This is a genomic window from Saliphagus sp. GCM10025317 (genome assembly GCF_042663665.1).
GTDB lineage: Archaea > Halobacteriota > Halobacteria > Halobacteriales > Natrialbaceae > Natronosalvus.
In genome coordinates this window covers 2,267,228-2,279,322 of the sequence record NZ_JBHTAQ010000005.1, presented here as the reverse complement: position 1 = coordinate 2,279,322, position 12,095 = coordinate 2,267,228, and the positions used below count along the sequence as shown (strand labels likewise).

Annotated in this window: 15 protein-coding genes; 4 read left to right on the top strand and 11 right to left on the bottom strand. The window is 64.3% G+C overall.

The annotated features are described in order from the left end of the window. The first annotated feature begins 15 nt into the window (after nucleotides 1-15). The gene (locus ACFQS4_RS13145; protein WP_497901934.1) at nucleotides 16-765 is read left to right on the top strand and encodes a fumarylacetoacetate hydrolase family protein; all 750 of its coding nucleotides are present in this window, start codon (nucleotides 16-18) and stop codon (nucleotides 763-765) included. 203 nt (nucleotides 766-968) lie between these two features. Next, nucleotides 969-1,397 (top strand): universal stress protein, encoded by a 429-nt coding sequence (locus ACFQS4_RS13140; RefSeq protein ID WP_497901933.1) that lies wholly within the window; start codon nucleotides 969-971, stop codon nucleotides 1,395-1,397. 46 nt (nucleotides 1,398-1,443) lie between these two features. On the opposite strand, the gene asd is transcribed toward ACFQS4_RS13140, so the two are convergent. The 9 genes from asd to ACFQS4_RS13095 form a co-directional block, all read right to left on the bottom strand. Then, nucleotides 1,444-2,478 carry an aspartate-semialdehyde dehydrogenase gene (asd, locus tag ACFQS4_RS13135; RefSeq protein WP_497901932.1) on the bottom strand — a complete coding sequence of 345 codons (1,035 nt, stop codon included), beginning with the start codon at nucleotides 2,476-2,478 and terminating at the stop codon, nucleotides 1,444-1,446. A gap of 224 nt (nucleotides 2,479-2,702) precedes the next feature. Continuing rightward, a complete protein-coding gene (locus ACFQS4_RS13130; RefSeq protein ID WP_497901931.1) occupies nucleotides 2,703-3,782 on the bottom strand; it encodes a methionine synthase in 1,080 nt (359 codons plus the stop codon). Further along, nucleotides 3,779-4,780, bottom strand: coding sequence for a 5-methyltetrahydropteroyltriglutamate--homocysteine methyltransferase (locus tag ACFQS4_RS13125; RefSeq protein ID WP_497901930.1), 1,002 nt, complete (start codon nucleotides 4,778-4,780; stop codon nucleotides 3,779-3,781). The genes ACFQS4_RS13130 and ACFQS4_RS13125 overlap by 4 nt, the downstream gene beginning before the upstream one ends. A gap of 186 nt (nucleotides 4,781-4,966) precedes the next feature. Then, nucleotides 4,967-5,545 (bottom strand): HemK2/MTQ2 family protein methyltransferase, encoded by a 579-nt coding sequence (locus tag ACFQS4_RS13120; protein WP_497901929.1) that lies wholly within the window; start codon nucleotides 5,543-5,545, stop codon nucleotides 4,967-4,969. Further along, the gene (locus ACFQS4_RS13115) at nucleotides 5,545-6,696 is read right to left on the bottom strand and encodes a mechanosensitive ion channel family protein (protein WP_497901928.1); all 1,152 of its coding nucleotides are present in this window, start codon (nucleotides 6,694-6,696) and stop codon (nucleotides 5,545-5,547) included. The genes ACFQS4_RS13120 and ACFQS4_RS13115 overlap by 1 nt, the downstream gene beginning before the upstream one ends. Before the next feature lie 6 nt (nucleotides 6,697-6,702). Beyond that, nucleotides 6,703-7,590 (bottom strand): 16S ribosomal RNA methyltransferase A, encoded by an 888-nt coding sequence (locus ACFQS4_RS13110; RefSeq protein WP_497901927.1) that lies wholly within the window; start codon nucleotides 7,588-7,590, stop codon nucleotides 6,703-6,705. A 166-nt stretch (nucleotides 7,591-7,756) separates the two neighbouring features. Beyond that, a complete protein-coding gene (locus tag ACFQS4_RS13105; protein WP_497901926.1) occupies nucleotides 7,757-8,350 on the bottom strand; it encodes a DUF655 domain-containing protein in 594 nt (197 codons plus the stop codon). A gap of 112 nt (nucleotides 8,351-8,462) precedes the next feature. Continuing rightward, entirely contained in the window at nucleotides 8,463-8,819 is a 357-nt protein-coding gene (locus tag ACFQS4_RS13100; protein ID WP_254156851.1) for an RNA polymerase Rpb4 family protein, read from the bottom strand. Further along, a complete protein-coding gene (locus tag ACFQS4_RS13095; protein WP_253436045.1) occupies nucleotides 8,816-9,106 on the bottom strand; it encodes a 50S ribosomal protein L21e in 291 nt (96 codons plus the stop codon). Before ACFQS4_RS13095 ends, ACFQS4_RS13100 begins: the two co-directional genes overlap by 4 nt. A gap of 176 nt (nucleotides 9,107-9,282) precedes the next feature. Between ACFQS4_RS13095 and ACFQS4_RS13090 the strand changes: the two genes are divergently transcribed. After that, on the top strand, nucleotides 9,283-10,512 hold the full coding sequence (locus tag ACFQS4_RS13090; protein WP_497901925.1) for a cystathionine gamma-synthase: 1,230 nt from the start codon (nucleotides 9,283-9,285) through the stop codon (nucleotides 10,510-10,512). Nucleotides 10,513-10,522: 10 nt separating this feature from the next. Then, nucleotides 10,523-11,344: a YihY/virulence factor BrkB family protein gene (locus ACFQS4_RS13085; protein WP_497901924.1), complete on the top strand. Its 822-nt coding sequence runs from the start codon at nucleotides 10,523-10,525 to the stop codon at nucleotides 11,342-11,344. Between the two features lie 239 nt (nucleotides 11,345-11,583). Here ACFQS4_RS13085 and ACFQS4_RS13080 read toward each other — a convergent pair whose 3' ends face one another. Together ACFQS4_RS13080 and ACFQS4_RS13075 are read right to left on the bottom strand one after the other, a co-directional pair. Continuing rightward, a complete protein-coding gene (locus ACFQS4_RS13080) occupies nucleotides 11,584-11,850 on the bottom strand; it encodes an elongation factor 1-beta (protein WP_254156846.1) in 267 nt (88 codons plus the stop codon). Nucleotides 11,851-11,854: 4 nt separating this feature from the next. Beyond that, a complete protein-coding gene (locus ACFQS4_RS13075) occupies nucleotides 11,855-12,034 on the bottom strand; it encodes an HVO_2753 family zinc finger protein (protein ID WP_253436037.1) in 180 nt (59 codons plus the stop codon). Between the last annotated feature and the right edge of the window lie 61 nt (nucleotides 12,035-12,095).

Sequence of the window (12,095 nt, the reverse complement as noted above, 5' to 3'; positions counted from 1 at the left end):
GCACGCACGTACAGCATGAAGTTCGTCAGATTCCGCGACCCGGCCGGAGCGATTCGACGCGGCCGACTCGAGAACGACCGCGTCCAGTTCGGATCAGACAGTTACGACCTCGAGAGCGACGAAATCGACGTTCTCCCGCCGTGTGAGCCCTCGAAAGTCGTTTGCATCGGACGCAATTACGCCGACCACGCCGCAGAGATGGACTCGGACGTTCCCGATCGCCCGTTGCTCTTTCTCAAGCCGCCGAACACTCTGGCGGCCCACGGCGATACTGTCACCGTTCCCGGCGGGAAGGAGCGAATCGACTACGAGGCCGAACTCGGCGTCGTCATCGGCGAGCAGTGTCGCCACGTCCCAGTAGAGGACGCGATGGACGTCGTCGAGGGCTTCACCTGCGTCAACGACCTCTCGAACCGCGACGACCAGCGCCAGGAGAAAAACTGGGTCCGCGGGAAAGCGTTCGACGGCGCCGCGCCCATCGGTCCCGTGCTCGCGACGCCCGACGAGGTGCCCGCGGACGCGTTCGTCCGCTCGCGCGTCAACGGCGAGCTGAAACAGGACGGCTCGCGGTCCCAACTCATCTTCTCGATTCCAGAACTCATCGCGGAGATCACGACCTACCTCACCCTCGAGGCCGGCGACGTGATCGCGACCGGCACCCCCGAGGGCGTCGGACCGCTCGAAGATGGCGATACGGTCGAAATCGAGGTCGAGGGTGTCGGGACGCTCGCACATGACGTCCGGATCCCTGACGCGCCTCGCTGACGCTGCGCACGATGCTATAAATTTTGTAGTGTACACATCCGAGTCGGTGCCGCCGAGTTCGATTCCGGATCGTTCGCCGTCCGACCGACATTTATCGTCCCCGGGAACGAACTGAGACGTATGCGACGAGACACGGCCCCGAACTCGAGCCCGTTCGCTCCGAGTCGAGACGTGAATTCACGTGCGACGACGGAGGCGTGCTAATGCCGATAACGTTCGACGGCCCCATCCTCGTTCCGGTGGCCGACCCCGACGATGCCGAGCGAACGGCGAGGGCGCTCGCGCCGCGTATCGGCCCGGAAAATACCGTCCTGGTCGTCCACGTCGTCGAGAAGGCAGGCGGTGCGCCGGACAAGGCGCCACTCGAGGCTCGCCGGGAGTTCGCCGACGACGTCTTTTCGCGAGCGCGAGCCCCGCTCGAGGAGACGGGTGCCCGTGTCGAGACAGAGGTCCTGTACGGGACGGACGTGGTCGACGCCATCTTCGAGGCCGCCGACGACCGCGGGGCCGACGGGGTCGCGTTCGTCCCGCGCAAGGGGAGTCGGCTGGTCGAGATGCTGAGCGGCGATACGAGTCGGCGGCTGATCAGAGAGGCGACGCTCCCGGTGCTGGTGTTGCCGGTCGAGGAGTGAGTTGGCTCGCAGTCGGCCGCTGTCGGTCCACAGTCGGCGTCGAAACCTAGAGATACCCGTTCTCGAGCAACAGTTCGCCGTTCAGCACGCTCGCACCCGCCGCCCCGCGAATCGTGTTGTGAGCGAGGCAATTGTACTGCAGGCCGAAGGTCGACTCCTGGAGCCCGCCCACCGAGATTGCCATTCCCTCCCCCAGGGTACGGTCGAGACGAGGCTGAGGTCGCTCGAGGTCCTCGAAGACGTGAATCAGCGGGTCCGGCGAGGAGGGGAGGTCGAGCGAGGGGTACGCCTCGAGTGCCTCGGCGGCGGCTTCGGGCGTCAGGTCGTCGCCGGCTTCGACCCAGATGTTCTCGAGGTGGCCGTCCAGCGTCGGAATGCGGTTACACGAGGCGCTGACGTCGACGCCGTGGAGGTCGAGTTTCGCGCCGTCGAACGTGCCCAGGAGCTTCTTCGATTCGGTCTCGAGTTTCTCCTCCTCGCTCCCGATGTGGGGGATGGCGTTGTCGATAATCTCCATCGAGGTGACGCCGTCGTAGCCGGCCCCCGACACCGCCTGGAGGGTGGCGACGTGGACGCGCTCGAGGTCGAACTCGGCCAGGGCGGCGAGCGTCGGGACGAAGGTGATCGTCGAGCAGTTCGGGTTCTTGACCAGCGCGCCGTCCCAGCCGCGCTCGTCGCGCTGGACCTCAAGCAGGTCGAGGTGGTCGGCGTTGACCTCCGGGATGATCAGCGGGACGTCGTCAGCCATCCGGGCGTTCGAGGAGTTCGAGGAGACGACGTAGCCCGCCTCGCAGAAACCGGGTTCGACGGCGGCGCCGACGCTCGAGGGGAGCGAGGAGAAGAGGAGGTCGACGTCGTCGGGAACGGCGTCAGGGTCGGTTTCGGTGACGGTCGCGTCGGCGACGGCGTCCGGAATTGGCGTGTCGACGCGCCACTTCGCGGCCTCGCGGTAGGGTTTGCCCGCGCTCGCGTCGCTGGCGGTGAGCGCCGCGATTTCGAAGTCGGGGTGGGGCTCGAGGAGCTGGATGAGTCGTTGTCCGACGGCGCCGGTGGCGCCGAGGATGCCTGCTCGTACGGTCATTGTCGGCCCTGGGAACCGGGCGCGCAAAACGGTTTGGATGGTGTCACGGTTTGCAGTGGTTCGTGGGGTGTCACCTTGCAGTGGCTACAGTGATGTCACCGTTTGCAGCGACTCGAGGGGTGTCACGGTTTGCAGTGGTTCGGGGGCGCGTGACGTGGACGGCAGTCGCTCGAGGCGGGGAAATTCGCCGAGAACGAGTCACGAAAACGAGACAGCCGGGTCGCTCAGTCGTCTGCCGGCGCCGCTCGCGACTGTACCTCGAGGTCGCCGTCGTCGAGCCGTTGTTCGACGTTGCGGGCGGCTTCGACCATGTTCTTCATCTTGCCGTAAGCGACCTCACGGGGGAGGAGTTTCACGCCGCAGTCGGGCGAGACGACCAACTGTTCCGGGGGGACGATCTCGAGGCCCTTCTCGATGTTGCGCTCGATGTTCTCGACCGACTCGACCTCGGCGTCGTGGACGTCGACGACGCCGAAGGCCAGGTCCTTGGTGAACTCGGGGTCTTTGAACACCTCGAGCTGGTCGTAGTCGCCGTTGGCGAGTTCGAGGTCGAACTCGTCGACGGGGAACTCCAGTATTTCGGGGTAGATCCTGGAGTAGTCCCCGTAGCAGACGTGGAGGCCGATTCGCACGTCCTCGGGGATGTCGGCGACGATGCGCTCGAGACACTCGCCGACGATGGCGTGGTCGTCGGGCGTGGTCGCGAGGGCCGGTTCGTCGATCTGGATGTAGCGAGCGCCAGCCTCGACGAGCTTTTCGATCTCTTCGTTGACCAGGTCCGCGAGGTCGTACGAGAGCGACTCTTCGTCGTCGTAGGCTTCGTTGAACGACCAGTTCGCGAGGGTGTACGGACCCGTGATGGGGACCTTCACCGGGCGGTCGGTCGCCGACGCCGTGAACTCGTACTCGTCGACCAGCCACGTCTCGTCGTACTCGACCTCACTGACGACCGACGGCTTGTCGAAGTAGTTGTGGCCCCAGACCTTGACCGGGCCGTTGAACTCGTAGCCCTCGATTCGGTGGGCGAAGTACTCGACCATCTCGTTGCGTCGCATTTCGCCGTCGACGACCACGTCGAGGCCGGCGCGCTCGTGTTCGTTCGTGATGAGACGCGCCGCGTCGTCTTTGGCCTCCTGGTAGTCGTCGGCGTCGAAGCCGTGCTCCGGGTCCCGGTACAGCTCTTTCGCCCGGTTGAGCCACTTGGGCTTGGGGTAGCTGCCGACGACCGTCGTCAGCAGGAAGTGCTCGGCCGCGTGGTCCTCGGGTCGGAACTGGTCTTTGTTCGCGTTCTGGTGCTGGCTCATGCGTGGGTCACCTCCGCGAGCGCGGCGGCCTCGGCCAGCGCCTCGAGTTTCGACTCGAACTTCGCGTACGGCAGGTAGAACGTCTCGGTGTTCGTCGTCAGGTACGTCGTCTCGAAGTCGGTGACTGGAATCTGGTCGAACACCCAGTCGACCCGCTCGCGGATCGCTTCGGGCTCCTCGAGGAGGGTGTTCTGGCCGTCGGCCAGTCCCAGCGAAACGTCGTCGGTCGCGCCGTACTCCTGGATGTTGTAGAGGTTCTGGTCCTGTTCGGTCACGAAGTCGAACCCGAGCGCGTCGAAGTCGGCGTCGAGGAGGTGGGCGTAGATCTTCTCCTCGAGCGCGCCGTAGAACGGCTGGACGATGACCTTGGCGTCGGTCGCGTTCGCGACGGTGTCAACCGCCTCGCTCGCGAGTTCGTCGAGGCCGTCACCGGGTGGATTCTCGACGAGCGACGGCTCGAGCAGGAAGAGCGTCTCGTGGGCCGGGAACGCCTCGACTTCCCCGGCTAAGAAGTCGGCGACGGCCGACAGGAACGTCTCCTCGTCGCCGTAGTGGTCGTCGGTAGCCAGGTCGAAAAGCGAGTACGGGCCGGGGAGGACGGCCTGGAGCGGTTCATCCGTCAACGCGGCGGCGGCCTCGAGTTCGCCTGCGACGTCGCCCGAGAACGTTAGGTCGTCGGTGACGACGGGGTCGCGATAGAAGTTGTTGTTGTCGTAGTAGCGGACGATGCCCCCCGTGTCGACGGCGTCGTGCACGGTTAGCGGGTGAGCGAGCATGTCGTCCCAGCGAAGCTGGCCCTCCGAGATCAGGTCCAGTCCGGCCTCGACCTGGGTCTCGACGACCTCGGCGCGTGCCTCGTCGTAGATGTTCGTGACCGTCTCACCCTCGTCGCCGCTGATGAGGTCGTGTTTCTGGTGTCCTTTCGCGTCGGATAAATCGTCTTTCGCCCAGTCCGGGAGCGGAAACAGCCCCGGCGTGGTCGATACGTACTCGGTCATGCGTAGACGAGGCTAGGCTATGCCGGTGCTTAATATTTTCCATACACTCGTATGCCTACGAGTTATCTGAAGTGGGCTTGAGAAGGCATTCGATCTATTCGAGGACGGCGTCGAAACGGCGGAACTCTCGCTCGATGCAGTTACCTCGAAACGCGAATGGCCACAGAAGATACATTCCGGACCCAATTACCGAACCAGTTCGAGTACCGTCAGTGTCTCGAACGGGAACGACTCGTCAGCGACGGCGACCGCACTGAACCCCTCCTCGCCCGCGCGTTCGACCACCGCGTCGACCCCCGTGAGACTGCTGACCAGCAGGAGGACGACGCCGCCGCGGGCCAGTACCCGGGACACCGTCTCGAGGAACGGGTCGATCACCGCCCGGCCGTCCTCGCCACCCGAGAGGGCGCGCTCCATCCAGTCGTCCCACTCGTGGTCCGGGTCCGTGGGCAGGTACGGCGGGTTGAACGCGACGGCGTCGAAGGTGTCCGCTCGGAACGGCGAGACGAGGTCCGCCTGTACCGCCTCGAGCCCACGGTCGCGCGCGTTCCTTGTCGCGTGCGGATTGACGTCGGCGGCAACGACTCGAGCCCCTATCTCGGTGGCGATCCGGTCGGCGACGTATCCCGAACCGGTGCCGACCTCGAGGACCAGGTCCTCGCCCTCGAGTCGGTCACAGGCCGCGTCCGCGAGCAGTTGCGAATCCTCCGCCGGCTGGTAGACGTCGGTCTCGAGGCCGCGACGCTCGGCGAGATCCTTTCCCATCAGTCGTCCTCCGACGGTCGACTGGAGGCCGTCCCTCGAGCTGTCGTTTCGTTCACCGGTTCGTTCACTCGCATTCGAAAGCCGTCGGTCTCCTCGCGTCCGCTCAACTCCCGCTGTGGGTACGGAATCTTGACGTCGGCTTCCTCGAACTGGGTCTTGATCGCGCTGATGGCCTTCGTCCGGGCCGTCCAGCGCCGTCGCGCGCTCGGCCGATCGATCCAGAAGCGAACGCCCAGGACGACCGACGACTCGCCGAAGTGCTTCGTGACGACCATTGGCTCTGGGACGTCCATCACCTCCTCGATCGGCTCGAGGGCATCTCGAGCGAGGGTCGCCGCCTGATCGACGTCGACGCTGTAGTCGACGCCGACTTCGACCTCGATGCGAAGACGCCCCTTCTTCGAGCGGTTCGTCACGATGCTCGTCGTGACGACGTCGTTGGGAACGACGATGTACTCCCCGTCGAACGACTGAATTTGCGTATTGAAGATCGAGATGTTCGTGACCGTCCCCTCCCGGCCGTCGATCTCGACCCAGTGGCCAATCTCGAACGACCGGGAGAACATCAGGACGAACCCGGCGAGCAACGCACCGAGAGTCTGCCTGGCGGCCATACCGACGACGATCCCCAGGAACCCGGCCCCGACGAGGAGCCCGCTGAGGTCGTCGATCCAGATACTGAGGACGATTACGAGCGTGACGGACCAGATGAAGACCTGGATGACGCGATTCGACACCTCCTCCTGGTGTTTCGTAACCGTCGTCGAGGAGGCCACCACGTCGTGTAACAGCCGCCTCACGAATCGCCAGACGATGTAGGTCAGTACGACCATCACGAACGAGGCGGTCATGCGAGGAAGGAACGTCCCGTCCGGGTCGAACCGCGAGAGGACCGTCGACAGTTCCTCGGTCGCCCCCCAGACACCGACGGCCACGTATAGCGCCAATCCCCCCGTCCCGAAGAGGAGAATCGTCGCGACGATATCGGCGTACAGCGCCCTCGAGCGGTCGGAAATCCAGGACTGGAGTCGTCGATGGAAAATCAACACGAGCAGGAACAGCCCCGTAACGACGGCCGTCGCCACTCCCTTCTGGATCTGGGTGTGGAACGTGTTTTCGAGCCACTCGAGCCCGGTGAACGCGTCTACCACGGATTCTCACCCCTCACCCGAACGGCCCACCTCGTCGGCGAGGGTCGCCAGTTCGGCGAACTCGGTGGGCGTGACGGCCCCCGCCCGTTTACCCAGCAGATCCTCGTCCGCCGCCTCGACGACGGCGTCCGCGTCATCGAGCCCCGAGATGTGAGCCGTATTGCGAATCGCGTTCCGTATCGTCTTCCGTCGCTGGGTGAACACCGCCTTGACGAACCGCAGGAAGAACGCCTCGTCGGCGACCTCGTAGTCGGGCGTCCGCGGGGTCGACCGGACGACTGCACTCTCGACCTGCGGCGGCGGCGAAAACGCCTCCTTCGGGATCGTCTCGACGATTTCGACGGCCGCGAAGTGCTGGGCCGACACCGACAGCCGCCCGTACTCGGGCATCCCCGGCTCGGCGACCATTCGCTCGGCGAACTCCTGCTGGAACATCAGGACGAGCGGGCGCTTTTCGGGGAGGAGGCGAAAGGCAATCTGGCTCGACACGCCATAGGGTAGGTTCGAGACCGACGCCGAAAAGGAGGGCAAGTCGACCTCGAGGGCGTCGCCCTGGATGACGGTCAGGCGGCCAGCCGTGACCTCCTCGGCGAACTCTTCCTCGAGAAACGCGGCCAGCCGCCGGTCTCGTTCAACGACGGTCACTTCGTCGGCAACGGCGAGCAGTCGGTCCGTGAGCGCACCTGTCCCGCCGCCGATCTCGAGGAGGTGGCTCGTCACCTCGCGGGTCGATTCGATCGAATTCTCGCGCGTGTCCGGTGGGTCGTCGAGGTCGATCGACTCGAGATACGTCGGCAACCGGTCGAGGACGCGATCGTCGACGAGAAAGTGTTGATCGCGGTCGGGATCACCGCGAACCCCCGCCCTTGCGATTAACCCGTCTGGATCTCTCATTGCCCGGGCATAGGTGGCAGGGGGCCGTAAACGCACCGTCTCGAGAGCGCGTTACTCGCGTGAATAGTCGTTGGACAAAAGCTATCGCGTGAATAGTCGTTGCGTGAAGTCGTCGCGTGAATAGCCGTTGCTCGCAACCGGCAGTGAAGACGAAAAGGAGAGCACGCTACTCGTCGCGCTGGTCTCGGCCCACGAACGTCCGATACTTGAGGTCCTCGTCCCGCAACTCCTCGAGGATCCGATTCGCCAGCACCTCGTCGGGGTCGTGCAGTCCCGAAACCCGATCCTCGAGGTCCTCGAAGCTCTCGAAGGGCTTTCGCTTTCGCTGGTCGAGGATGTTGTTCCGGAGTTTCTTCCCGATGCCTGGCAACAGGTTGAGCTGGTGGAGCCGAAGCGTGATCGGCTGGGCATCGTTGTAGAAGTCCACGAACCGCTGTTCGTTCTCCTCGATGAGGTCGGCGATGACGTACTCGAGTTCCGACTGGGCACCCGAGGAGAGGTCGTCGTACTCGACGGGGTGACACTCCTCGACGACGTCGCGCTCTGCTGAGGGCTCGACGACGACTCGGGTGCCAATCGTGAGCCGAGCGTCCTCGTCGAAGGCGACCTGGTACAGCGTGAAGTCGTCCACGCCGAGGGCGTAGCCGGCCGGTGACTGCTGGTAGCGACGGCGGCCACCCGAGAGCCCGTGGGCCAGATAATCCAGCACGACCGCTCGGCGCACGTCCACGTCCGTCTCATCGCTGTCGGCTTCGCTCATTGACTCGCAGTACGGCGACGGAATACTTAAAGAGTCGGCTCAGCGACGGTTCGCGCGAACGACGTACAGCGAGCCGAAGTCGGACACGACGACGCCCTCGATGGGACCGTCCTCAGACGTACTTCGCGATGACGTTGAGAATCTCGTCGAGTTCGTCACCCGAGACGGAGTAGCGCTGCTGGGCGAACACGGTTCGAAGCTCCTGTCGGTCCCGCGGGAGCAAGTTCACGATCTTGTACGCCGTTGGCTCGTCGACCTTCTCGAGGTCCTGGAGGTCCTCGACGAGGGCGTTCGCGTCCTCGGTCTCGAGGATGGCGAAGCGGTTGACGTGCTCGATGGCGCGCGCGAGTTCGTATCGCAGCTCGCGCTCGTCGTCGAGCGCTCGTTCGGTCTCGATGTCCTCGAGGAGGTCCTTCGTCTCCGAGACCGTCAAGTACTCCTCGTCGACGATCTCTTTGAAGATCGTCATTCCTGGGCGCGGAGGTGGGCAGCGGTGACGATCAGCGTCTTCGCCTTCCCGCCGTCGGTGATCTCGACTTTGAAGGCTTTGCCCTGTTTGCCGACGACCTCACCGGTGTGGCCGTCGAACCGTGGGTGATAGCGCCCTTTCGGAACGCTCGGGTCGATCTTGAGGTGGACCTTCTGGCCCACGTCGTACTCCTGAATCGCACGTTGCGGCGGCGAGGTCCCACGATCGCGGGGATTGTTCGAGAGCTTTCGCCGGGTTCCCTGACGAGGTCCGTTCGAGTTCGGCATAGTCGTACGACGCTCTTGACCGGTGACGGTTATAAAACGCACGTTCTCGACCCGTCTCGTCTCGAGTCACGGCTGCCGCTCGAGGAAGCTACAGGTGAGGCAATTCGTAATCGAGGAGTCGGGAATCTCGACCGAGAAAGGGAACAGTAATCCCGCCGGCGGTTGCCTCCGTACGTATGAGTGACGATCGCGGTACCGACGATGGCAACGGTAATAGTAACGGTGCCGGTGACGGTGAAGATAACGCCACAGGGACGTTCCGCTTCGAGACCCGTTCGATCCACGCGGGCCAGGAGCCCGACGACGAAACCGGCGCTCTCATGACACCGATTTTTGCGAACTCGACGTACGAACAGGACGGCCCCGGCGACCACCGCGGCTACGAGTACTCACGAACCGGCAACCCCACGCGTGACGACCTCGAGGCTAACCTCGCGAGCCTCGAAGGTGCCGAGTACGGCCGCTGTTTCTCGAGCGGCATGGGTTCGATCAACACCGTCTGCAACCTGCTGGAGTCCGGCGACCACGTCGTCACCGGAAACGACGTCTACGGCGGCACCCACCGCATCTTCACCCAGGTCTACGAGCAGTACGAGATCGAATTCACCTTCGTCGACATGACCGATCTCGAGGCGATCGACGCGGCGTTCCAGGACAACACCGAACTCCTGTGGCTCGAGACCCCGACCAATCCGCTCATGTCCATCGTCGACATCGAGGGCGCTGCCGAGATTGCCCACGACCACGACGCCATCTGCGCCATCGACAACACATTCGCCACGCCGTACCTCCAGCGCCCGCTCGAGCTGGGCGCCGACGTGGTCAGTCATTCGCTCACCAAGTACCTCGGCGGCCACTCCGACGTCGTCGGCGGGGCGCTCCTGACGAACGACGCTGAGCTCGACGAGCGCTTCGGCTTCTACCAGAACTCCGTGGGCGCGACCCCCGGCCCGTTCGACGCCTTCCTCGTCCTCCGCGGAACCAAGACCCTCCCCGTCCGGATGGATCGCCACTGCGAGAACGCCCGCGTCATCGCTCAGTGGCTCGACGAGCACCCCGACGTCGACCGCGTCTACTACCCCGGCCTCGAGAGTCACCCCGGCCACGAGATCGCGGCCCGGCAGATGGACGACTTCGGGGGCATGCTCAGCTTCGAACTCGACGGCACGCTCGAGCAGGCCAGCGACGTCGTCTCGAACACGGAGGTGTTCACCCTCGCCGAGAGCCTCGGTGGCGTCGAGAGCCTAATCGAACAGCCCGCGCCGATGACTCACGCGGCGATCCCCCGCGAAGAGCGCATCGCGGCCGGTCTGACCGACAGCCTGATCCGCGTCTCGGTGGGCATCGAGCACGTCGACGACCTGATCGGGGACCTCGATCAGTCGATCGAAGTGGCGCTCGAATGAGCCAATCCGAATGAGCCAACTCGAACGATCACTCCCCATAGACGAATCCACCGCCCGACGTGTCGTCGCCGTCGCTCGAGAGAACGGCTTCGCTCTCGTCGCCGCGGGCGTCGCGTTCTACATCTTCAACACCCTGATCCCGCTGGTCATCTTCGTCCTCATCGGGATGACGACCGTCGGCTGGCTCGAGAGCATCCTCCAGCTCGCGGCACCCGCGTTCGGGGCCGACCCGGAATCGCTGATCTCCACGATGGACGGTATGATCGGCGAGGGGTCGGGTCGAGGGCGGGCCGCGGCGATCGCCGCCGCCATTCTCGCCTGGAGTTCGTTCACGACGTTCCAGTCGATCAACCGCGCGTTCGGTCACGTTTACGGCGTCCAGGCGGAACGGTCGCTTCGCCAGACCGCTCGAGACACCTGCCTGGTACTCGTGACGGTCGCCCTCGCCCTCGTCTCGATAATCGTCGTGCAGGTCGGCCTCCTGACCACTGCTGGCAAGACGGTGGCCCTAGTGGTGAGCCTCCCGCTCCTAGCAGTTGCACTGTTTGCCGTCTTCTTCCCGATGTTCTACCAGTTTTCGCCGTCAGCCGTGACGTTCAGGGAAGCGCTGCCCGGCGCCGTCCTCGTGGCGGTGTCCTGGACCGTGGGTGCGTTCGGCTTCCGGCTCTACCTGACGACCGCCGAAAGCGTCGAACTGTACGGCGTCGCCGGCGCCGTCATGTTACTCCTGACCTGGCTGTACCTGGGAGCACTGGCGCTGCTCGCGGGAATCGTCCTCAACGCCGTCAAAGCAGGCCGGGCCGAAGCCGAGGATCGATGGACGATCGATTGATCGCGCGATCACCGGCGCACCCTCTGCTGTAGTGGACGAACTATCTATTCTATAGTAAAATCGATTTGTGACGGCCAGTCGAAACGATCCGATGGGACCGCGCTGAGCGGTCGCTGACTCGAGTACACCGAGGCACACTCGCGCTCGGCGGTCATCGGTCGCGACGACACGAATCAATGGACGAACGTCGTCACTCGAGGTGGAGGCGATGGGACGAAAAATCGGTAAACGGGTCCTACTCAGATACGCCCGACGTTCTCGACGTTGACGCTCTCGACGCCCTCGACCTCGCTGAAGGCCTCTTCGACGCCCTCGGTGCCACCGGCACCGTCGGGGACGATGACGGTCGGGTAGAGCGCGACGAGGCCGAACGCGACTTCCTCGCGCTCGACGCCATTGATCTTCGCGCCCTCTGAGAGGGCGGTCTCGAGGCGCTCCTGGAGCGCGTCGAGGTCGATATCGGGACTCTGCGGCATGACTTTGATCTTGGCGGCTACTTTTCCCATGGTATCAGGGGCCGAGGAACCCACAGTCGGGGCACTCGTAGAGGTTGCTCTGTTTGCGACACTTGGCACAGCGGTAGATCTGTGCGCCACAGTCGGGGCACTTGAACGACGCGGCGTTCGTGCCCGCGATGTTGATCCCACAGGAGACGCACGAGCGAGTCTCCCGTCGGTCCGTGGAACTCATACTCGCTTCTTCCCGCCCGTCGCTTTTAACGGTTGTCTTTCGGATTACCGGCGGTCACTCA

Bases quoted from the DNA above. Each gene is read 5' to 3' on its own strand.
- ACFQS4_RS13145 (WP_497901934.1), top strand. From the start codon at position 16: ATGAAGTTCGTCAGATTCCGCGACCCGGCCGGAGCGATTCGACGCGGC.
- ACFQS4_RS13140 (WP_497901933.1), top strand. From the start codon at position 969: ATGCCGATAACGTTCGACGGCCCCATCCTCGTTCCGGTGGCCGACCCC.
- asd (WP_497901932.1), bottom strand. From the start codon at position 2,478: ATGACCGTACGAGCAGGCATCCTCGGCGCCACCGGCGCCGTCGGACAA.
- ACFQS4_RS13130 (WP_497901931.1), bottom strand. From the start codon at position 3,782: ATGAGCCAGCACCAGAACGCGAACAAAGACCAGTTCCGACCCGAGGAC.
- ACFQS4_RS13125 (WP_497901930.1), bottom strand. From the start codon at position 4,780: ATGACCGAGTACGTATCGACCACGCCGGGGCTGTTTCCGCTCCCGGAC.
- ACFQS4_RS13120 (WP_497901929.1), bottom strand. From the start codon at position 5,545: ATGGGAAAGGATCTCGCCGAGCGTCGCGGCCTCGAGACCGACGTCTAC.
- ACFQS4_RS13110 (WP_497901927.1), bottom strand. From the start codon at position 7,590: ATGAGAGATCCAGACGGGTTAATCGCAAGGGCGGGGGTTCGCGGTGAT.
- ACFQS4_RS13105 (WP_497901926.1), bottom strand. From the start codon at position 8,350: ATGAGCGAAGCCGACAGCGATGAGACGGACGTGGACGTGCGCCGAGCG.
- ACFQS4_RS13100 (WP_254156851.1), bottom strand. From the start codon at position 8,819: ATGACGATCTTCAAAGAGATCGTCGACGAGGAGTACTTGACGGTCTCG.
- ACFQS4_RS13095 (WP_253436045.1), bottom strand. From the start codon at position 9,106: ATGCCGAACTCGAACGGACCTCGTCAGGGAACCCGGCGAAAGCTCTCG.
- ACFQS4_RS13090 (WP_497901925.1), top strand. From the start codon at position 9,283: ATGAGTGACGATCGCGGTACCGACGATGGCAACGGTAATAGTAACGGT.
- ACFQS4_RS13085 (WP_497901924.1), top strand. From the start codon at position 10,523: ATGAGCCAACTCGAACGATCACTCCCCATAGACGAATCCACCGCCCGA.
- ACFQS4_RS13080 (WP_254156846.1), bottom strand. From the start codon at position 11,850: ATGGGAAAAGTAGCCGCCAAGATCAAAGTCATGCCGCAGAGTCCCGAT.
- ACFQS4_RS13075 (WP_253436037.1), bottom strand. From the start codon at position 12,034: ATGAGTTCCACGGACCGACGGGAGACTCGCTCGTGCGTCTCCTGTGGG.